This window comes from Enterobacter sp. NFIX58 (assembly GCF_900110475.1).
Lineage (GTDB): Bacteria > Pseudomonadota > Gammaproteobacteria > Enterobacterales > Enterobacteriaceae > Enterobacter > Enterobacter quasiroggenkampii.
The window spans coordinates 21,004-42,032 of sequence record NZ_FODW01000007.1 but is presented as its reverse complement, the minus strand read 5'-3'; the positions used below and the strand labels follow the sequence as shown (position 1 = coordinate 42,032).

The 21,029-nt window shown below is 57.0% G+C and carries 18 protein-coding genes; 6 read left to right on the top strand and 12 right to left on the bottom strand.

The genetic code is table 11. The features are described from left to right. Window positions 1-80 precede the first annotated feature (80 nt). Window positions 81-440: a DUF2500 domain-containing protein gene (locus BMW97_RS20960; RefSeq protein WP_045909155.1), complete on the bottom strand. Its 360-nt coding sequence runs from the start codon at window positions 438-440 to the stop codon at window positions 81-83. Window positions 441-569: 129 nt separating this feature from the next. On the opposite strand from BMW97_RS20960, the gene BMW97_RS20955 reads away from it, so the two are divergent. Both BMW97_RS20955 and zntA read left to right on the top strand, forming a co-directional pair. Then, window positions 570-1,196, top strand: coding sequence for a lysoplasmalogenase (locus BMW97_RS20955; protein WP_045909154.1), 627 nt, complete (start codon window positions 570-572; stop codon window positions 1,194-1,196). 76 nt (window positions 1,197-1,272) lie between these two features. Beyond that, window positions 1,273-3,444: a Zn(II)/Cd(II)/Pb(II) translocating P-type ATPase ZntA gene (gene zntA, locus BMW97_RS20950; protein WP_045909153.1), complete on the top strand. Its 2,172-nt coding sequence runs from the start codon at window positions 1,273-1,275 to the stop codon at window positions 3,442-3,444. An 88-nt stretch (window positions 3,445-3,532) separates the two neighbouring features. Here zntA and ubiA read toward each other — a convergent pair whose 3' ends face one another. From ubiA to malK, 5 genes are all read right to left on the bottom strand, one after another. After that, window positions 3,533-4,402: a 4-hydroxybenzoate octaprenyltransferase gene (gene ubiA / locus BMW97_RS20945; RefSeq protein ID WP_045909152.1), complete on the bottom strand. Its 870-nt coding sequence runs from the start codon at window positions 4,400-4,402 to the stop codon at window positions 3,533-3,535. A gap of 12 nt (window positions 4,403-4,414) precedes the next feature. Then, the gene (gene ubiC, locus BMW97_RS20940; protein ID WP_021242729.1) at window positions 4,415-4,912 is read right to left on the bottom strand and encodes a chorismate lyase; all 498 of its coding nucleotides are present in this window, start codon (window positions 4,910-4,912) and stop codon (window positions 4,415-4,417) included. Window positions 4,913-5,092: 180 nt separating this feature from the next. Then, a complete protein-coding gene (gene malM, locus BMW97_RS20935; protein WP_045909151.1) occupies window positions 5,093-6,046 on the bottom strand; it encodes a maltose operon protein MalM in 954 nt (317 codons plus the stop codon). A gap of 112 nt (window positions 6,047-6,158) precedes the next feature. Continuing rightward, window positions 6,159-7,484, bottom strand: a complete 1,326-nt coding sequence (locus BMW97_RS20930; protein ID WP_074168353.1) for a maltoporin — start codon at window positions 7,482-7,484, stop codon at window positions 6,159-6,161. 71 nt (window positions 7,485-7,555) lie between these two features. After that, complete coding sequence (gene malK, locus BMW97_RS20925) at window positions 7,556-8,665, bottom strand: maltose/maltodextrin ABC transporter ATP-binding protein MalK (protein WP_008500080.1); 1,110 nt, start codon at window positions 8,663-8,665, stop codon at window positions 7,556-7,558. 370 nt (window positions 8,666-9,035) lie between these two features. Between malK and malE the strand changes: the two genes are divergently transcribed. The 3 genes from malE (at window position 9,036) to malG (ending at window position 12,796) form a co-directional block, all read left to right on the top strand. Then, on the top strand, window positions 9,036-10,226 hold the full coding sequence (gene malE, locus BMW97_RS20920) for a maltose/maltodextrin ABC transporter substrate-binding protein MalE (protein ID WP_045909150.1): 1,191 nt from the start codon (window positions 9,036-9,038) through the stop codon (window positions 10,224-10,226). Window positions 10,227-10,346: 120 nt separating this feature from the next. Beyond that, window positions 10,347-11,891 (top strand): maltose ABC transporter permease MalF, encoded by a 1,545-nt coding sequence (gene malF / locus BMW97_RS20915; RefSeq protein ID WP_048030187.1) that lies wholly within the window; start codon window positions 10,347-10,349, stop codon window positions 11,889-11,891. A 14-nt stretch (window positions 11,892-11,905) separates the two neighbouring features. Continuing rightward, window positions 11,906-12,796, top strand: a complete 891-nt coding sequence (malG, locus tag BMW97_RS20910) for a maltose ABC transporter permease MalG (RefSeq protein ID WP_008500077.1) — start codon at window positions 11,906-11,908, stop codon at window positions 12,794-12,796. Window positions 12,797-12,893: 97 nt separating this feature from the next. Here the strand turns inward: malG and psiE are convergent, their stop codons facing one another. From psiE to pgi, 6 genes are all read right to left on the bottom strand, one after another. Beyond that, a complete protein-coding gene (gene psiE / locus BMW97_RS20905; RefSeq protein WP_000202963.1) occupies window positions 12,894-13,304 on the bottom strand; it encodes a phosphate-starvation-inducible protein PsiE in 411 nt (136 codons plus the stop codon). A 193-nt stretch (window positions 13,305-13,497) separates the two neighbouring features. Then, on the bottom strand, window positions 13,498-15,594 hold the full coding sequence (locus tag BMW97_RS20900; protein WP_023345255.1) for a YjbH domain-containing protein: 2,097 nt from the start codon (window positions 15,592-15,594) through the stop codon (window positions 13,498-13,500). Beyond that, entirely contained in the window at window positions 15,594-16,331 is a 738-nt protein-coding gene (locus BMW97_RS20895) for a capsule biosynthesis GfcC family protein (protein WP_090393118.1), read from the bottom strand. Before BMW97_RS20895 ends, BMW97_RS20900 begins: the two co-directional genes overlap by 1 nt. Beyond that, window positions 16,328-16,966: a YjbF family lipoprotein gene (locus BMW97_RS20890; protein WP_024906676.1), complete on the bottom strand. Its 639-nt coding sequence runs from the start codon at window positions 16,964-16,966 to the stop codon at window positions 16,328-16,330. The genes BMW97_RS20895 and BMW97_RS20890 overlap by 4 nt, the downstream gene beginning before the upstream one ends. A 63-nt stretch (window positions 16,967-17,029) precedes the next feature. Next, window positions 17,030-17,272, bottom strand: a complete 243-nt coding sequence (yjbE, locus tag BMW97_RS20885) for an exopolysaccharide production protein YjbE (protein WP_045909147.1) — start codon at window positions 17,270-17,272, stop codon at window positions 17,030-17,032. Between the two features lie 367 nt (window positions 17,273-17,639). After that, entirely contained in the window at window positions 17,640-19,289 is a 1,650-nt protein-coding gene (gene pgi, locus BMW97_RS20880) for a glucose-6-phosphate isomerase (RefSeq protein ID WP_045909146.1), read from the bottom strand. Between the two features lie 374 nt (window positions 19,290-19,663). On the opposite strand from pgi, the gene lysC reads away from it, so the two are divergent. Beyond that, window positions 19,664-21,013, top strand: a complete 1,350-nt coding sequence (gene lysC / locus BMW97_RS20875; RefSeq protein ID WP_045909145.1) for a lysine-sensitive aspartokinase 3 — start codon at window positions 19,664-19,666, stop codon at window positions 21,011-21,013. The last annotated feature ends 16 nt before the right edge of the window (window positions 21,014-21,029 follow it).

Sequence of the window (21,029 nt, the reverse complement as noted above, 5' to 3'; positions counted from 1 at the left end):
TGCGCGCTATCGCCCGGTGGCGCTTCGCTTACCGGGCCTACGAAACCCTGTAGGCCGGGCAAACGCAGTGCCGCCCGGCGTTACCGCTCCGGTGCAAACCCTTCGAATCGCGACCCTTTGTAGCTCAGCGTTCCTTTCTCTCCCACCGTCAACTGGTGGTACTGTTGCACCTCCAGGCGGAAGGTCATCTCCAGGCCGCCCGTTTCCGGCTTAAAGCTCGCTTCATAGCGCATTGTTGTGCCCGCAGGCGTCACCTGCTGCTGGCGCGAGCGGCGGTCATTGAGCGGTTTTTCGCGTTTGTTCGTCACCACCACGCGCTTTTGCATCAGCGGTGCGGCATCGTTATCCGCCTTCTCGCGGCGCTGCTGCACGAAGCGGAACGAGGCGGCAATGACGATAATCGCCACCACGATAATGAAAAACAGCGGCATCTTGCTCATTCTACAATCCCATCAGATTATGCGGAATTCAGGATACCCTGCCTTCCCCGCCATTGCCAAACGCCCGCCCGCGTCACTACACTGGATCAGAAACTGATTATTCAGACTTAACAGATACAGGGAGTTAATATGCTTTGGTCATTTATCGCTGTCTGTTTTTCCGCATGGCTTTATGTCGATGCGTCGTACCGTGGTCCCACCTGGCAGCGCTGGCTGTTTAAACCCGTCACGCTGTTGCTTCTGTTGCTGCTGGCCTGGCAAGCGCCGATGTTCAACGCCGTCAGCTATCTGGTGCTCGCCGGGCTGTGCGCCTCTCTGATTGGCGACGCCCTGACCCTGCTGCCGCGCCAGCGCCTGCTGTATGCCGTAGGGGCATTTTTCCTGTCGCACCTGCTGTATACCATCTACTTCGCCAGCCAGATGACGCTCTCTTTCTTCTGGCCGCTGCCGCTGGTCCTGCTGGTGATTGGCGCCCTGCTGATCGCGGTGATCTGGTCGCGTCTGGAAGAGATGCGTTTGCCGGTCTGCACGTTTATCGCCATGACCCTGGTGATGGTATGGCTGGCAGGTGAACTGTGGTTCTTCCGTCCGACCGCTCCAGCAATGTCCGCATTCTTCGGCGCCGCGCTGCTGCTGATTGGGAATATCGTGTGGCTGGGCAGCCACTACCGCCGCCGTTTCCGGGCGGATAACGCGATTGCCGCCGCCTGTTACTTTGCCGGGCACTTCCTGATTGTGCGTTCGCTGTATATCTAAATAACGCTTGACTCTGGAGTCGACTCCAGAGTGTATGCTGCGGTTAATGAGAAAATTATCATTGCCGGAGACTGCCATGTCGACTCCAGAAACACCCAAAAAAGTTCCTCAATTCTCGGCGCTTAAGCTCAGTCCGGTTCCGCCGCAAGATGGCTGCTGCTGCGAAGGCACGTGCGAAACGCAAACGGAAATGCTGCCCGAAAGCGGCAACCGCTACAGCTGGGTCGTTAACGGCATGGACTGCGCCGCCTGCGCCCGTAAAGTAGAAAATGCGGTGAAACAGGTGCCGGGCGTCAGCCACGTTCAGGTGCTGTTCGCCACCGAAAAGCTGCTGGTTAGCGCCGAAAACGACGTCAGCAAACAGGTGGAAGCCGCGGTAAGCAAGGCGGGTTACAGCCTGCGTAGCGAAGCCGCGCCCGCGGAAAAAACGTCATCCCTGCGGGAAAACCTGCCGCTCATCACCCTCATCATCATGATGGCCCTGAGCTGGGGGCTGGAACAGATTAACCATCCGTTCGGCAACCTGGCGTTTATCGCCACCACGCTGGTCGGTCTGTTCCCGATTGCCCGTCAGGCGCTACGCCTGATGAAAAGCGGCAGCTGGTTTGCCATCGAAACGCTGATGAGCGTGGCGGCCATCGGCGCGCTGTTTATTGGCGCGACGGCAGAAGCGGCGATGGTGCTGCTGCTGTTCTTAATCGGTGAACGCCTTGAGGGCTGGGCAGCCAGCCGGGCGCGCAAAGGGGTCAGCGCGCTGATGGCGCTGAAGCCGGAAACCGCCACGCGCGTGGTAAACAGCACGCGTGAAACGGTCGCCATCACGACCCTTCGTCCGGGCGACGTGATTGAAGTCGCGGCAGGCGGACGCTTGCCTGCAGACGGTGCGCTGCTTACCGCCACCGCGAGCTTTGATGAAAGCGCCCTGACCGGCGAATCCATTCCGGTTGAACGTGAGGCGGGTGAAAAAGTGCCTGCAGGCGCCACCAGCGTCGACCGTCTGGTGCAGCTCACCGTGCTTTCCGAGCCGGGTGACAGCGCCATCGACCGCATCCTGAAGCTGATTGAAGAGGCCGAAGAGCGCCGCGCGCCGGTCGAACGCTTTATCGACCGCTTCAGCCGGATCTACACGCCCGCCATTATGCTGGTTGCCCTGCTGGTTACCGTCGTTCCGCCGCTGTTCTTTGGCGCGCCGTGGGAGGGGTGGATTTATAAAGGGCTGACGCTATTGCTGATCGGCTGTCCGTGCGCGCTGGTGATTTCCACCCCGGCGGCCATTACGTCCGGGCTGGCGGCTGCGGCACGTCGCGGGGCGCTAATTAAGGGCGGCGCGGCGCTGGAGCAGCTGAGCCAGGTCCAGCATATCGCTTTTGATAAAACCGGTACGCTGACCGTCGGCAAGCCGCAGGTGACCGGCGTGTATCCGCAGGACATCAGTGCAGATGAACTGCTGACCCTGGCCGCCGCCGTTGAGCAGGGGTCCACTCACCCGCTGGCGCAGGCGATTGTGCGAGAAGCGCAGTCGCGCGGGCTGAACATCCCTCCGGCAACCGCCCAGCGGGCGCTGGTCGGGACAGGGATTGAGGCCACCGTTGACGGTAAAAAGGTACTGATTGTCGCGGCTGGCAAGTCTTCTACGCCAGAGGTGGAGGGGTTAGAACAGGCCGGACAAACTGTCGTGACCGTTATGCAGGACGGCATCGCAAAAGGGATGCTGGCGCTGCGCGACACCCTGCGCGATGACGCAAAAGAGGCCGTGGCGGCGCTGCATCAGCTGGGCGTGCAGGGCGTGATACTCACCGGCGATAACCCGCGCGCGGCCGCCGCCATTGCCGGTGAGCTGGGGCTGGCGTTTAAAGCCGGATTGCTGCCGGCGGATAAGGTCAGCGCGGTGACGGAACTGAATGCTCAGGCGCCGCTGGCGATGGTCGGTGACGGGATTAACGATGCCCCGGCGATGAAAGCGTCCACCATCGGTATTGCGATGGGCAGCGGGACCGACGTGGCGCTGGAAACGGCTGACGCGGCGCTGACCCACAACCGCCTGACCGGGCTGGCGCAGATGATCGATCTTGCGCGCGCGACGCGGGCCAATATCCGTCAGAACATCGGCATCGCGCTGGGGCTGAAGGGGATTTTTCTGGTGACCACGCTGCTGGGCATGACCGGGCTGTGGCTGGCGGTGCTGGCGGATACCGGCGCGACGGTGCTGGTGACGGCGAACGCGCTCCGGCTGTTGCGTCGCCGGTAAAAAAACGCCCGGTGGCGCTGACGCTTACCGGGCCTACATATCCTGCTAATCGTAGGCCGGGTAAGGCGAAGCCGCCACCCGGCTTTTTTTAGATGAAGTAGCTCATCGCCAGCCCTAAAAACAGCACCAGACCGACGTAGTTATTGTTCATAAACGCCTTGAAGCAGGCGTCGCGTTCGCGCTTCGCAATCAGCTTTTGCTGGTAGGCAAACAGCAGCCCCGCCACCAGCACGGACCAGTAAAACTCCCAGTTCAGCCCGTTCAGGCGACCGATCGCCACCATCAGCGCCAGTACCGCGACCTGCAGGATACCAATAATCAGCTTGTCCTGACGGCCAAAGAGGATGGCGGTGGATTTGATGCCAATTTTCAGGTCGTCATCGCGGTCAACCATCGCGTACTGCGTGTCGTACGCCACCGCCCAAAGTATGTTCGCCAGGAACATCAGCCAGCAGCTGGGCGGTAAGGACTCACTAACTGCCGCAAACGCCATCGGAATCGACCAGCCAAACGCCGCCCCCAGCACCACCTGAGGCAGGTGGGTATAGCGCTTCATAAAAGGATACACCCAGGCCAGGGCCAGCGCCGCAACGGAAAGCAGGATGGTCATGGTGTTGAGGGTTAACACCAGCAGGAAAGAGAGCAGCACCAGAATGATGAACAGCACGCGGGCTTCTTTCCCGGTGACCTGCCCGCTGGGTAACGGACGACCGGCAGTACGCTTTACATGGCCGTCGAATTTACGATCGGCATAATCATTGACCACGCAGCCCGCCGCGCGCATCAGCCAGACGCCAGCCACGAACACGCCAAGGATCCACAGCGGCGGCACGCCCGGCGTGGCAACCCACAGCGCCCATAGGGTCGGCCACAGCAGCAGCAACGCGCCAATCGGTTTATCGGTACGCATTAAGCGGTGATACGCCAACAGCTTATTCTGCGTCAGGCTCCACTCCATTTTTTCTTCCTCTTAGTACAACGGCGATGCCGGTAAAAAAAGCTCCGTCAGAATTAACGGCTTACCGCTCAGGCGAAGGCGGGAACGACGCCCCCACAGTTCGGCATCACGACCAATCTCAATAAAATCCCGGGTAAGCTCAGACGAGGTGAAAAGGTAACGCCCCAGCGGCGTTTTCCCCAGACGTTGCAGCGCCAGTTCTGGCCCGGAAAGGGTGGACTCGGGCACCACCGTCCGCCCGGCAAGCCACGGCTCGCCATCGGCACAAAGTAAAATTTCACGCAGCCAGTAACGTGGCTCGTGCGGCAGCAGCGGCAGCTCGTTGGCGATCTCATCGCCAGAGACAAACCCTTCCTGAATCAGGGTCACCGTGACCGTTTTTCCCTGCTGCTCAAAACGTTTCGTCATGGAATCTTCCAGCAGCAACCAGTCCAGTTGCTGGGGATCAAGCGCAGGTATTTGGTCGAAATAGCGCAGCGCACGCAGTTGCGTTAGCGCAGGGTGTGACATGCCAGACTCTCCGATACATAACGTAATGGCATTGTATCGCAGAAACACGGATTGAGGGGGGCCAAACGTTATTTAACGATCACGATCGCAACAAGAGTGCAACAGCCCGGCGGAGACGAAAAAAAGTGCGCCCACTCAGGCGCACCAAACGACTAACAAATCAGCACTGCGGGGAAACGGTTACCCCTTGCCTTTTACACTGCTGATAAAGGTGGAACGGGCAGTGGTTGAACCTAAACGTTCGGCTTCATCAAGCAGTTTCAGCGCTTTATCGACATCGCCGCGCTTCACCGCCTGCTTAATGGCGTTGTTGAAGTATTCTTCGGTGTCGTTCAGTACCGGCTCCGCTTTCTTCGCCGGGGCTGGCGCTGCGGTCGCTACCGGTGCGGCTGTCGTGGCAGCAGGTGCGGTATAGGCAGGCGCAGCGGTATTACCTACCGTGACAGGGCCGGTACCGGAGGAGCCAAACAGCGGGCCGACCAGGACGCTGGATGCACTGCTGGTCGATACTTTCAGCTTCACAAGGCCGTCAGTGGTATGGCGGGCAATCGGGTCCGGAATATCCGGTACGGCGTTACCTACGCCTTTGGCATAGGCCTTAGCGGGATCAAGCAGCGTGGTGGTTTGCTGCAAATCTTGTTCCGTGGTGAAGACGAGAACATAAATTTTCTGCTGACCCAGCGCAGGCGTCAGGCGCATTACCCCTTCCAGGCGGTCTGCGCTCATGACGCCGGGTTCCTGATAGGTAAAGTATTCGCTCGGGAAGAATGCAGAAGGCGTCATATTCTGGTCAAGAATCAGCACGTTCGGGGCAAAGACGCTGGTCTGTTTATTGACTTCACTGGAGAGCGTTAACGTCAGTTCGCCAATGTTAGCGGGCACGCTGTATGCGACCACCGGGCCACTGATGCCTGGAACATTAAGCGGTTGTCCCCCCGTCGAGAGCTGGGTCGTTTGGGCTTTAGATTGATCGACAGGCGTCCAGACCAGCTGTTGCAACGCTGCGGCCGGTATGGCCGGCGCGGATGTTGTGTTTTGCGGAACGAAATTCACATTAGCGAGCGTTACAGCAGGCGCGCTCGCCAGCAACCCTGCGGATAAACAAAGGGCAAGGAGAGTTTTGTTCATTTTCATTGTTATCACCTCAAAATGCACAGGTCAGCGGTAGCCAGGCAATAGCGCGCCGTCCCAAGGATTGAGGGGCTTGCGCCCCTCAGTTTGGTCATTACGTCAGGTTAAGACGGTATTACCACCAGATTTCCATCTGGGCGCCGAAGGACCACTCGTCGTTGTCACCGCGGCTGTAGGTTGTGGCTTTGGTATCGCTTTTTGCAATGCCGTTGTCATAACCCCATTTCTCATCCCACTTCGCGTAAGTTGCGAAGACACGGATCGCTGGACGGGACCAGATGCTGTCACCGGCCTGCCATTGCTGTGCAAGGGTAATTTTGTACTGGTTGTTGGTATCGTCAGTTTTCTGCGACTTAACGTTGTCGTAGCCTACTTCAAGCAAGGTGCTCATGATTGGCGTCCATTTATACATTGGGCGCACACCCACGGTGTACCAGGTCGTACCGTTGTTGTCGTCACGATCGATATCCTGATACATACCGACGTACATCAGATCCCAGCTGTCACCCAGAGAGATCGCACCGTGGTCGAGAATACGAACCAGAGAGCCGTTGTTGTTGATCTTGTTGTCTACAACACCAATTTCAGCGTCTTTGTCATAGTTGTTGCCGGTGAAGGAACCCTGCGGAATACCTTTGCCCTGAGTGGTCATTGCATCGGTAGCGTACTGGACAACAAACTTGTTGTAGCCTTTCAGCATGCTCTGGGTATGTTCAGCGGTGAACATCCAGCCATCTTTAGATGCGCCGTCAGCGAAGCTGTAACCGTCAGTTTTGTTAGCTCGGCCATAGTCAACACCCAGCTCCAGCGTACCGCCCGGGTTGATTTCCATCTGCGCTAAACGCACATCGAAGACGTCGTTAGCGGTGTCTTTGAAGTTATGATAGATATCGTTGCTGGTGAAGATGTATGAACCACCCGCTTCCTGAGAACGGGTCGCGGCCAGAGACAGTTTACCGAAGCCCAGATCGACGTTTTCGATACCCGCACCAGGACCTGAAATATCCCAGTAGTAGAAGTCGATCATGTGGACGTCATGACGCTGATAGAAGCGCTTACCGGCCCAGATGGTGGAACCTGGCAGCCACTCAATCAGGTTTTTACCCTGCACGTTGGCTTCACGGAACGCCGGATCAGTGGCTTCCCAGTCGTTCTGTTGCGCCACGGAGTACGCTACGTTGGTGTCGAAGTAGAAGCTCTTGTCGCCTTCTTTCCATACTTCCTGGCCCAGCTTCAGTTCCGCATAGGTTTCACATTCGTTACCCAGACGGTATTTACTTTGAGCACCGGTTGCCTGGAAGCACTGTTGTTCGCCGCCACTCCCCGTCCAGCCGATACCGGAACGAGCATAACCATGGAAATCCACGGCCATTGCCTGAGCAGACATTACGCCCGCTGCGACGGCAACTGCCAGAGGAAGTTTGCGCAGAGTAATCATCATTCTATCTCCTGAGATCATTGCTTTTCTTTGAACACTTCACCTGTCGGTTTCGTGTCTTCTTTTGGGATTGCTTAAACGCCTGGCTCTTTGTGCAACCGACGACATGCAGTGCCATCCTCACGGAACAGATGGCAGCGCTCTGGCGGCAAGCCGATAGCGAATGTGGCACCCTCTTCTACCAACACCACGTCGTTCTGGCGGTAGACCAGGTTCTGACGGATGGCGGGGATCTGGATATGAATCTGTGTTTCGTGACCAAGCTGTTCGACGACCTGAACTTCACCTTCCAGCGTCACATCGGCGATGTGGCTCGGCAGTAAATGCTCAGGACGAATACCGAGGGACATGTTTGCCCCCACCTGTACGTTGGCGCTGTCGACCGGCAGCCAGACCTGCTGGCGGTTTGGCAGCTCCACCTGTACCTGTTCAATCGCGGTCGCGGTCACTTTGACGGGCAGGAAGTTCATCTTTGGCGAGCCAATGAAGCCCGCAACAAAGCGGTCTGCCGGGTAGTGATACAGCTCCAGCGGTTTGCCCACCTGCGCCACGCGGCCGGCATCCAGCACCACAATTTTGTCGGCGAGGGTCATCGCTTCGACCTGATCGTGGGTGACGTAAATCATCGTGCGGCCAAGACGCTTGTGCAGACGGGAGATTTCGATACGCATCTGGACGCGCAGGGCGGCATCCAGGTTGGAAAGCGGTTCGTCGAGCAGGAAGACGCGCGGCTCGGCAACCAGCGTACGGCCGATCGCCACACGCTGACGCTGACCGCCTGAAAGCGCTTTCGGCTTACGCTCCAGCAGGTGCGCCAGCTGTAACACTTCCGCCACCTGCGTCACACGCTGGTTAATGACCTCCTTCTTCGCGCCGGCCAGCTTCAGACCAAAAGACATGTTCTCGGCGACGGAAAGATGGGGATAGAGAGCATAAGACTGGAACACCATGCCTACGCCACGTTCGGCAGGCGGGATGTCATTCATTCGGGTATCACCGATCAGCAGGTCGCCGCTGGTGATGGTTTCAAGACCGGCAATCATACGCAGCAGAGTTGATTTACCGCAGCCTGATGGGCCGACAAATACCACGAATTCACCTTCGTGGATGTCCAGATTGATGTCTTTCGACACCACAACGTCACCCCAGGCTTTCGTTACATTACGCAGCTGTACGCTCGCCATGCCCTTCTCCCTTCGTTACAACCTGTCACCGACAGAAACATTCAAGATAAGTTCACTATGGGGTATCCATTACTTTCCCGAATCCTCCACCCCCCGGCTTTTTTATGGGGGAGGAGGCGGGAGGATGAGAGAGCAGGCTCTGCGACCGGCACGGGCGGGCCAGGGCAAAATTCGTGAAGCCGCCTGCAAAATTCAGTGCGTTTTTATGTGCGCCAGCACTCATAACTTAAATTTATGCAACGGAGATCACACAAACGGGGGGTGGGGCGTAGGGGTTGGGAGGATGGAAAGAGGATGTCAAATAAGGAGACTGAGTCACGTTGAACCACTGAAGTCATACCACGAGACATCACCAAAAAGGATGGCAGATATGAATATCAAGACTGGCGCACGCGTTTTCGCATTGTCCGCCCTCGCAGCAATGATGATTTCCGCACCGGCGCTCGCCAAAATTGAAGAAGGCAAACTGGTTATCTGGATTAACGGCGACAAAGGCTATAACGGCCTGGCCGAAGTGGGCAAAAAATTCGAGAAAGACACCGGCATCAAAGTGACCGTAGAGCATCCGGACAAACTGGAAGAGAAATTCCCGCAGGTTGCGGCAACCGGCGACGGCCCGGATATCATCTTCTGGGCGCATGACCGTTTCGGCGGTTACGCGCAGTCTGGCCTGCTGGCTGAAGTCACCCCGGACAAAGCGTTCCAGGATAAACTGTTCCCGTTCACCTGGGATGCCGTTCGCTATAACGGCAAGCTGATCGCGTACCCTGTCGCGGTCGAAGCCCTGTCTCTGATTTACAACAAAGACCTGGTTCCTAACCCGCCGAAAACCTGGGAAGAGATCCCGAAACTGGATAAAGAGCTGAAGGCGAAAGGTAAATCCGCCCTGATGTTCAACCTGCAAGAGCCGTACTTCACCTGGCCGCTGATTGCTGCCGACGGTGGTTACGCGTTCAAGTTTGAAAACGGCAAATACGACGTGAAAGACGTGGGCGTCGACAGCGCAGGTGCGAAAGCGGGCCTGACCTTCCTGGTTGACCTGATCAAGAACAAACACATGAACGCGGATACCGATTACTCCATCGCGGAAGCGGCGTTCAACAAAGGCGAAACCGCGATGACCATCAACGGTCCGTGGGCCTGGACCAACATCGATAAGAGCAAAATCAACTACGGGGTGACGCTGCTGCCAACCTTCAAAGGCAAGCCGTCTAAACCGTTCGTTGGCGTGCTGAGCGCAGGCATCAACGCCGCCAGCCCGAACAAAGAGCTGGCGAAAGAGTTCCTGGAAAACTACCTGCTGACCGATCAGGGTCTGGATGAAGTGAACAAGGACAAACCGCTGGGCGCCGTCGCGCTGAAATCTTTCCAGGATCAGCTGGCGAAAGACCCACGTATCGCGGCCACCATGGATAACGCCCAGAAAGGCGAAATCATGCCGAACATCCCACAGATGGCCGCATTCTGGTACGCCACCCGTACCGCGGTTATCAACGCTGCAAGCGGTCGCCAGACCGTTGATGCCGCGCTGAAAGATGCTCAGGGTCGTATTACGAAGTAAGCAGAAAAACGGCGGGTGGCGCGTGCGCTTACCCGCCCTACGACTACGGCACGATCCGTAGGTCAGGTAAGCGCAGCGCCACCTGACGATAAGATTCCACCGTTGTAGAGGAAGAACCCCATGGATGTCATTAAAAAGAAACGCTGGTGGCAAAGCGACGCGCTGAAGTGGTCAGCGATCGGTCTGCTGTGCCTGCTGGTGGGTTACCTTGTTGTTTTAATGTACGTACAAGGGGAATATCTGTTCGCCATCATGACGCTGATTTTAAGCTCTGCTGGCCTGTATATTTTCGCCAACCGTAAAGCCTACGCCTGGCGCTATGTCTACCCTGGCGTGGCCGGGATGGGGTTGTTTGTCCTGTTCCCGTTGATTTGTACCGTCGCCATTGCGTTTACCAACTACAGCAGCACCAACCAGCTTGCGCAGGAACGCGCGCAGCAGGTCCTGCTGGACCGCTCATACCAGGCAGGCAAGACCTTTAACTTCGGCCTCTATCCTGCAGGCAATGAGTGGAAGTTAGCGCTCACTGACGAAGCAAGCGGGAAATACTATGTTTCTGACGCCTTCAAATTTGGCGGCGAGCAGAAGCTGGCCTTAAAAGAGGCGCAAGCCCTGCCGGAAGGTGAACGTGCCAACCTGCGCGTCATTACCCAGAACCGTCAGGCGCTGACCCAGCTCACCGCCGTGCTGCCGGACGAAAGCAAAGTGATCATGAGCTCGCTGCGCCAGTTCTCAGGCACCCAACCGCTCTATACCCTGGCGGATGACGGCACGCTGACCAACAACCAGAGCGGTGTGAAATATCGTCCGAATAACGACATTGGTTTCTATCAGTCCATTACTGCCGACGGCAAATGGGGTGATGACAAGCTCAGCCCGGGCTACACCGTCACCATCGGCTGGGACAACTTTACCCGCGTGTTTACCGACGAAGGCATTCAGAAACCGTTCTTCGCCATCTTCGTCTGGACGGTGGTCTTCTCCGTACTGACCGTGATCCTCACCGTGGCCGTGGGCATGGTACTGGCCTGTCTTGTCCAGTGGGAATCCCTGAAGGGCAAAGCGATCTACCGCGTGCTGCTGATTCTGCCGTATGCCGTGCCGTCGTTTATCTCGATTCTGATTTTCAAAGGGCTGTTTAACCAGAGCTTCGGTGAAATCAACATGATGCTGAGCGCGCTGTTCGGCATCAAACCGGCCTGGTTCAGCGACCCAACCACCGCCCGCTCGATGATCATCATCGTCAATACCTGGCTGGGCTATCCGTACATGATGATCCTGTGCATGGGGCTGCTGAAGGCCATCCCGGATGACCTGTACGAAGCTTCGGCGATGGACGGTGCGGGCCCGTTCCAGAACTTCTTTAAGATTACGCTGCCGCTGCTCATCAAGCCGCTCACCCCGCTGATGATTGCCAGCTTCGCCTTTAACTTTAACAACTTCGTGCTGATTCAGTTGTTGACCAACGGCGGCCCGGACCGCCTGGGCACCACCACGCCGGCAGGCTATACCGACCTGCTCGTGAGCTACACCTACCGTATCGCCTTCGAAGGTGGCGGCGGTCAGGACTTCGGTCTGGCGGCGGCGATTGCCACCCTGATCTTCCTGCTGGTAGGCGCACTGGCGATAGTGAACCTGAAAGCCACGCGTATGAAATTTGACTAAGGAGGGCACTGAACATGGCTATGGTACAACCCAAATCTCAGAAACTGCGCCTCCTGGCGACGCATTTAGGCCTGCTGATTTTTATCGCGGCGATCATGTTCCCGCTGCTGATGGTAATCGCCATCTCCCTGCGTTCGGGTAACTTTGCCACCGGGAGCCTGATCCCGGACGAAATCTCCTGGGAGCACTGGAAGCTCGCGCTGGGCTTCAGCGTGGAGCACGCGGATGGCCGCGTCACGCCGCCGCCGTTCCCGGTGCTGCTGTGGCTGTGGAACTCGGTGAAAATCGCAGGCATTACTGCGATCGGTATCGTGGCGCTGTCCACCACCTGCGCTTACGCCTTTGCCCGTATGCGTTTCCCGGGCAAAGCGACGCTGCTGAAAGGGATGTTGATTTTCCAGATGTTCCCGGCGGTGCTGTCGCTGGTGGCGCTGTACGCCCTGTTTGACCGCCTGGGCCAGTACATTCCGTTTATCGGTCTGAACACCCACGGCGGCGTGATCTTCGCCTACCTTGGCGGTATCGCACTGCATGTGTGGACCATTAAAGGCTATTTCGAAACCATCGACGGTTCGCTGGAAGAAGCGGCCGCGCTGGATGGGGCTACCCCGTGGCAGGCGTTCCGCCTGGTGCTGCTGCCGCTGTCGGTGCCGATTCTGGCGGTGGTGTTTATCCTGTCGTTTATCGCTGCGATCACCGAAGTACCGGTTGCCTCACTGTTACTGCGTGATGTGAACAGCTACACCCTGGCCGTGGGTATGCAGCAATACCTCAACCCGCAAAACTACCTGTGGGGCGACTTTGCCGCGGCGGCCGTACTCTCTGCCATCCCGATTACCGTGGTGTTCCTGCTGGCGCAGCGCTGGCTGGTCAACGGCCTGACGGCGGGCGGTGTGAAAGGTTAAGTTTCATTTTGTTATGCCACTGCAACCCTCAACTTTAGACGTATTGTATTGACCCAACTTGTGACTGTTGTTAGGCGCTCTTCGGAGCGCCATTTTTTTATTCTCGCTTCAGCCGCTTCGAGTTACACAGCCAGAGGGTGATCACCAGCAGCAGGATCGCCGCCGAGTAGATCAGCACGTCGAGCGGGGATTTATGATCGACGATGATCAGCCGCACAATCGCGGTGATCCCGATGTAGACAAAATAACGCAGCGGGAAGTGAAAGCCGGACTGAAAATACTTCACAATCAGGGCGATAAATTCAAAGTAGAGAAAGTAGACCACCAGTCCTTCCACCAGCGCATATTTGCTGGTTTGTTCAGGGGCAAACAGCACATCCGCCAGATGCACCGTCTCCTTACCCAAAAAGACGACCAGTATCAGGCCAAGGCTCAACAGACCGAGGTTCAGCACGGTCTGGAGGATAGTTGAGATAAACTCAACGCGCGGGCGAGTCAGGGATGTCATACAGCACCTCATTCTCCAGGGCGAGGTTTCTGTATAACGCAAAAATGTGACGGAGATCTATATTTTTTGTTTATGTTTAGCGCACCGGAGAGGATTCCCCTCACCCCGGCCCTCTCCCCAAAGGGGCGAGGGGGAAAAGACAGCACCGAGCGATCCCCTCTCCCCTTTGGGGAGAGGGTTAGGGTGAGGGGCATCAGCGGAAGTTAATGTTCTTGTCGCTGGTCATATCATACAGCTGGAACTTACGTCCCAGCTGCTGACCGCCGTCGCGCGTCAGCGGCGTCCAGCCAATGGCCGCGCGGCTACGGGTTGGACCGGATGAGAACAGATCCAGCGGAATCGACACGTAAACCCCTTTTGTGAAGTCCCCTTCCCCGTATTCGTCCGGCGAGACGTTGGTGATGGTGGCGTAGCCGCCCACCACGACGCCGCTGTCGAAGTGTTTGGAGATGTCCAGCGTGCCGCCCTTGTCGCCCGCCAGGTACTGGCCGACGCTGGCTTTCACCAGCACGTCAGGCGCGAACGACGGCGTCCAGTAGGCGGTCAGATGGCCGGTTTTGACGCTGTAGTCGGTGAACTTCATCATGTCCTGGGCGCTGCGCCAGTCACGCTGTTTGACGTAGTTGGCATCAATCCCGAACGCCCAGTTGCTGTCGACAGGACGATAAAGCACTTCTGCACCCGCACCGCCGTACATGGTTTCCAGATACCCGCCGTACACCTGGCCGTAGAAGCCGTTGCCGAAGTACTGGAAGTAGTTGGCCTGCAGGTTATTCACGTAGGCATCGTTCTGCACGTACTCACGCACGCGGGTACGCACGCGCGGCAGCGTCGAGTCTTTTGGCGGATTGGTGTAGTTGAACTTGTCGTAGTTGTTGGCGATGTTGCCGAACAGGCTGCCAGTGGTCAGCAGGTGGTCGGTGAGCCACAGATCCGCCGTCGCCATGACGCCCAGCTGATACATGTAGAAGTTTTCCGGCCCGCCGACGGACTGGTTCAGCACCGGATCGATATGGAAATCGAAGCGCGACTTGTCGATATACCAGCCCTGCTCGGTGGTCTCCGGCACGATCGGCTCAACGCGTTTTTGCACCAGCTCGGTTTCATGCCCAAGCGGTTCGCCTTCCAGGTGGCGCTTAAGGCTGGCAACGTCCGTTTCCGTCGTCACCTGCGGCAGGTTGAGACGATTCTCCGTCACGCGGATCGTGCGGATCCCGTCCGGGAGATCGTTCATGATGATCCGATTGGCGCGTTCGATCCCTTCACGCGAGTCGCGGTATTTCACCTGCTCGCCGGTGACGTACAGCGTATCGCCTTTCACCTGAATTTTCGGATCCGCCAGACCGGCATTGTATTTCAGCAGCGTCAGCTGGTTTGCCACCACGGAGTGCTGCAGAATCGCATCCTGCGGCTCCGGCTGGTATGCAGGCCGCGCGTTATCATTGTAGTGCGGCCGCATGTCGTTAAAGTTGGTGCGCAGCGTGAAGCCAAACATCACCGTATTGCCGCGCTCGTAGCTGAGGTTAACGTCGGCCCAGTCGGTGACGCGATAAATGGCGCCGACGTTAAACTTGCTCTTCTGCTCAATCTTCCCGGCGAAGTCCTGCGAGTAGTCATTCCCCTCGTACTCCAGCTTCAGGCGTAACGGCTGCCAGGGCGTCTGATATTCAACGCCGCCAAACAGTGACGCCGGACCGTGGAACATCTGGTCACCGTTGATGGAGCCCGCTTTCTGGTAGCTGTTATCGCGGTAGCAGTATTTATCGCTGTAGGAGCAAAACGGGTTTTTCACGTTGCCGCTGGTGCCGAGATAGCCCCATCCCAGACCGAGTGAGAAATCAAACGGTCCCCAGGCCTTGCTGGCCACGATGTATTCCGCATCAAACAGGCCGGTACCGCCGATATCTTTGGCACCCACGGAGACCTGCGGCATCCAGTAGCTCTCTTCCCACAGGCGCAGCTTGACGTCGAAGGCTTTATCTTTGTAGGTCTGATCGCCTGAGAACGCCTCGACGCTGCTGTATTGTTTCGTCCGCACGTCGGTATAGCGCAGGGTGGTTTCAAGCCACGGGAACAGCTGCACCGACGCCGAGTAGTAGCGATACTGGTCGTTATCACGGTAGTTAAGGCTAATTTCCCCTTCACGCGCCATACGCGCGGTGGGCGTTTGCAGTAAACCGACGCCGCCGAAGTCTGACTGAGACGGGCCAATGGGTGCCGGATACGTTTCTGCATGGCAGGCGGCACTCACGCAGAGCGCCAGCATGCTGTAGAGATAGGTTCTTTTCATTATTCCGGTATCCGCTGAATCAGGGAGTGAAGGATATCGGCGTTAAGCCCGTCATACGCCTTCGTCCAGAAATGGTCGGCAAAACCGACAAAAATAATGCTGCCCGGCATGGGTTCGATATGACGCTTATTCCAGTAAGCGACGGGGGCTTTTTGCGTGTGGCCGTCAGGGTAAACCACCCAGGCGTAGCTGTTATCCGCGCCGCTCAGCAGACTCTGCTCGTCGAGATAGCTCGCCACGTCACGACCGGGGGTAAAGGGCTTCTTACCCGGGCTGCTGATAAGCCCCATCACGGTCACCGTCGTCGGCTTCGCCGGAAGCCAGAGCGTATAGTCCCCTTCCAGCGCGGGGTTGCCGTTTTCCGTGACGCGCACGTCATCCGGGTCAAGATTGACGTTCTGTCGGCCCGTCACCTTCAGCGCCTGCAGTTGCTGACGGACGCTATTAATGGCCGCCGCGTCATCGCCATCTTCCTGCTCCGCGAGTCCCGTTAGCCTGGCAAGAAGCGCCTTGTGCTGCTGTTCCGCTTCCACGGTCTTCTGCCGTTCAGCGATGACCGCGCCTGGCCACCAGCTGTTGGCGAGCCTTGGCTGTCCGACAAGATCGAGCAGATGCTCGGCGTGGGTTAAGGTTTTGGGTTTTTCACTGTCCGGTGTGTAGACCTTTACTGTCCCGGCGGACCATGCCAGCGGCGCGGCAAAACTGGCGATAAGCGCAACGTGAATGAGCGTTTTCATGATTTCGCCGCCTTGATCAGGGTGGTTTTGACCGGGAAGAAACCGGCACCGAGATACTGTAAGGACTGACGGATCTGCCCTTCCTCGTCGATCCAGAAGCGGTTATGCCAGGTGGCCTGGTCGGTGGTGACCTCTTCATCCAGCACGCGAACCTGCGTTTCGTCGCTGCCGACTTTCACGCTGTCGGTGCCGTCCCAGCGGAAGGTCGAGCGTGCCGTGGCGTAACGCACCTGCTTGTGTTCGGTCCAGCCCATCGTGCGCGTCCAGCCTGCGCCGTCGGCGATCTGGTTCGGCTTGATCAGCGGGTCGTCGGCGATATTATTCACCTCCAGCAGGTTATCGCCGCCCAACAGGGTTTTCACGATACGGCCATGCTGCGTCACGATGGTGGCCTGATCCTGAGTCACCCATTTCTGCTGCCCGTTTTCATCGAAAGCGAGCACCACAAACAGTTGCGGGCCATCGTTAAGCTGCATGTACTGACTGGCATAGGGCATGTTCTGAAGTTCGTCATCGGTCAGATGCACGCCCGGTGTGCCGAACAGGCTTTCCCACAGTGAGTTTCCCAGCCCTTTAGTGGTGGCCGAGCACGCCTGCAGCAGCAGGCAAATCAGAATGATTGCAGGTCGCTTCACGACTCTTCTCCGAAGGGGCGAAATAACCACACCGAAGTGTGGTTATGATTAAAACACCCGCTATTACTGGGTGCTGGTTGTCGTGGTGGTCGTGGTTCCGGTGTTGGAGCCATCACCGCCACCGGTTGCCGCCAGCGCGACACCCACGGCTGAACTTACGGTGCTGGCGCTGGCTGCGGTAGAACTCCCCGCAGACGCAGACGTCGCAGCCGACCCTGCCGCTTCCCCGATCTGAACCGGAGCTGCATAGACAGATGTCGCCGCAAGCGCAGATATGGCAAAAATGCCATACAGTACTTTCTTCATAACAATTTCCCTTCAATGAATGAATGGAGATTTGCCCGAAAAGAATTTCAGGCGGAATCGAGTATACACAACTACTGCCGCGGGTTTGCCGTAAGGGGAAATAGGGAGAGGGTTTTCGGACTAATGGATAAAATCGAAATGAAAGGAAAAACAGGAAAATATATAACCAATAAAAATCAAGAGGTTATAATATAGAGATATTAACTGACTTCTGCGTATTTTCTTAAAATAAACCGCAGCAATTAACGGGTTAAGCGTCTTTTTCGGATTAAACTCAGAACCAGAATTTGAGTTAACTAACAGACATCAGGAATTATCCGATAAAAAAATGCCGGCATTAAGCCGGCACGTTTTCATGACGTTTTAATTACGCACGCCATGCTTTATAACGGTTGATCAAACCATTGGTCGAGCTGTCATGGCTGGTAATCGCTTTATCATCACCCAGCTCTGGCAGAATACGGTTTGCCAGCTGTTTGCCCAGCTCAACGCCCCACTGGTCAAAGGTGAAGATGTTCAGGATCGCGCCCTGCGTGAAGATTTTGTGCTCGTACAGAGCAATCAGCGCACCCAGGCTGAACGGCGTGATTTCGCGCAGCAGGATGGAGTTGGTTGGACGGTTGCCTTCGAACACTTTGAACGGGACAACGTGGTCCAGCGTGGCCGGATCTTTACCCTGGTCGCGGTATTCCTGCTCTACCACCTCGCGGGATTTACCGAACGCCAGCGCTTCGGTCTGGGCGAAGAAGTTGGACAGCAGCTTCGGATGGTGATCGGACAGCGGGTTATGGGTGATAGCCGGCGCGATGAAATCGCACGGTACCATTTTGGTGCCCTGGTGAATCAGCTGGTAGAAAGCATGCTGGCCGTTAGTACCCGGCTCGCCCCAGATGATTGGGCCAGTCTGGTAGTCCACCGCGTTGCCATTACGGTCAACGTATTTACCGTTGGATTCCATGTTGCCCTGCTGGAAGTACGCAGCAAAGCGGTGCATATACTGGTCGTACGGCAGGATCGCTTCGGTTTCAGCGCCGAAGAAGTTGTTGTACCAGATCCCGATCAGCGCCAGCAGCACCGGCAGGTTTTTCTCAGGCGCGGTGGTGGAGAAGTGTTTGTCCATCGCGTGCGCGCCGGAGAGCAGCTCAACGAAGTTGTCGAAGCCCACGGACAGGATGATAGACAGGCCAATTGCAGACCACAGAGAATAGCGGCCACCAACCCAGTCCCAGAACTCGAACATGTTCGCGGTGTCGATACCGAACTCGCTGACGGCTTTACCGTTGGTAGACAGCGCCGCGAAGTGTTTCGCCACGTGCTTGTTGTCGCCCGCGGTTTTCAGGAACCAGTCGCGCGCGCTGTGGGCGTTGGTCATGGTTTCCTGGGTGGTAAAGGTTTTAGACGCAACCAGGAACAGGGTGGTTTCCGGGTTCACGTTCTTCAGCACTTCGGCGATGTGGGTACCATCGACGTTAGACACAAAGTGCATATTGAGGTGGTTTTTGTACGGACGCAGCGCTTCGGTCACCATGAACGGGCCGAGGTCAGAACCGCCGATACCGATGTTTACCACGTCGGTGATCGCTTTGCCGGTGTAGCCTTTCCAGCTACCGGAGATGATCGCTTCGGAGAAGGTTTTCATCTTTTCCAGCACCGCGTTCACTTCCGGCATAACGTCTTTGCCGTCAACGATGATTGGCGTATTGCTACGGTTACGCAGAGCGACGTGCAGCACGGCACGGTCTTCGGTGCGGTTGATCTTCTCACCGGAGAACATGGATTTGATGGCGTCCGCCAGCTCGGTTTCTTTCGCCAGATCCTGCAGTTTTGCCAGCGTCTCTTCGGTAATGCGGTTTTTAGAGAAATCCACCAGCATCAGGTCGTCGAAGGTCGCGGAGAACTTGTTGAAACGATCGGCATCTTTCGCGAACAGATCCGCGATGGTGACGTCTTTCATTTCATCAAAATGTTTCTGGAGTGCCTGCCAGGCAGCGGTCTGCGTTGGGTTGATGTTTTTCATTAGCAATACTCTTCTGATTTGAGAATTGTGACTGCGGTCGATTGTAGCGCCTGCAAATAAAAATTGTGATGGTTTTTATGCCATTGCCCTGGCCTGCATCAAACACAGGTGAAAAGACCCGAAAAGTATAGCTGCTGAAGCGCCTTCCAGGAGCGGTGAAATGTCGGTCAAAATGCCCTAAAACGGAGCATAAAATCTGGCCCTGTTATAAGTCCTGTTTCTCAGGGGTACCCCCCCATAAAAAATCCGCATAATCCCAGCATTGACAGGACCTCCCCCGCATTTTATTTATAGGGCCGTATTTTGCGCCTGCACCTGTTTTCGTTTCACTCTTGTGCCAAGGTCGCTTATTCATTCCCTGACACGAGGTTGTTATGACGAGTTTTGTGGTCGCCAAATTTGGCGGCACCAGTGTGGCCGATTACGATGCCATGAACCGCAGCGCCGATGTGGTGCTGGCCGATCCGAATACCCGCCTGGTGGTGCTGTCTGCATCTGCCGGCGTGACGAACCTGCTGGTTTCTCTGTCTGAAGGACTGGAAGCGACAGAACGTTTCGTGAAGCTGGATGCACTGCGCAAAATTCAGTTCGACATTCTTGAGCGTCTGCAGAACCCGAACGTCATCCGCGAGGAAGTGGAACGTCTGCTGGAAAACATCACCACCCTGGCAGAAGCCGCCTCGCTGGCCACCTCCACCGCCCTGACCGACGAGCTGGTCAGCCACGGTGAGCTGATGTCCACCCTGCTGTTTGTGGAAATCATGCGCGAGCGTAACATTCAGGCGCAGTGGTTTGACGTGCGTAAAGTGATGCGCACCAGCGACCGCTTTGGTCGCGCCGAGCCGGACGTTGAAGCACTGGCCGAGCTGACCAATCAGCAGTTGGCCCCGCGTCTGGCAGACGGCATCGTGATCACTCAGGGCTTTATCGGCAGTGAAGCGAAAGGCCGCACCACCACGCTTGGCCGTGGCGGCAGCGACTATACCGCCGCGCTGCTGGGCGAGGCCCTGCATGCCACGCGCGTGGATATCTGGACTGACGTTCCGGGCATTTACACTACCGACCCGCGCGTTGTTTCTGCGGCGAAACGTATTGATGTGATCGCGTTTGAAGAAGCGGCGGAAATGGCCACCTTCGGCGCGAAAGTGTTGCACCCGGCAACGCTGCTGCCTGCTGTGCGCAGCGATATTCCGGTCTTCGTCGGCTCCAGTAAAGATCCAAAAGCGGGCGGCACGCTGGTCTGTAAGAAAACGGAAAACCCGCCGCTCTTCCGCGCCCTGGCCCTGCGCCGTCGCCAGACGCTGGTCACCCTGCACAGCCACAATATGCTGCACTCCCGCGGTTTCCTGGCGGAAGTGTTTGGCATTCTGGCGCGTCACAATATCTCCGTGGATCTGATCACCACCTCTGAAGTGAGCATTGCGCTGACGCTGGATACCACGGGCTCTACCTCAACCGGTGACACCCTGCTGACGCAGTCGCTGCTGATTGAGCTGTCTGAGCTGTGCCGCGTGGAAGTCGAAGAAGACCTGGCGCTGGTTGCCATCATCGGCAACAAGCTGTCGCGCGCCTGCGGCGTGGGCAAAGAGGTGTTTGGCGTGCTCGACCCGTTCAACATCCGCATGATTTGCTACGGTGCGTCCAGCTATAACCTCTGCTTCCTGGTGCCAGCCGATCAGGCCGAGCAGGTCGTGCAGAAGCTTCATCAGAATTTGTTTGAATAAGCGCAAGAATGGCCCG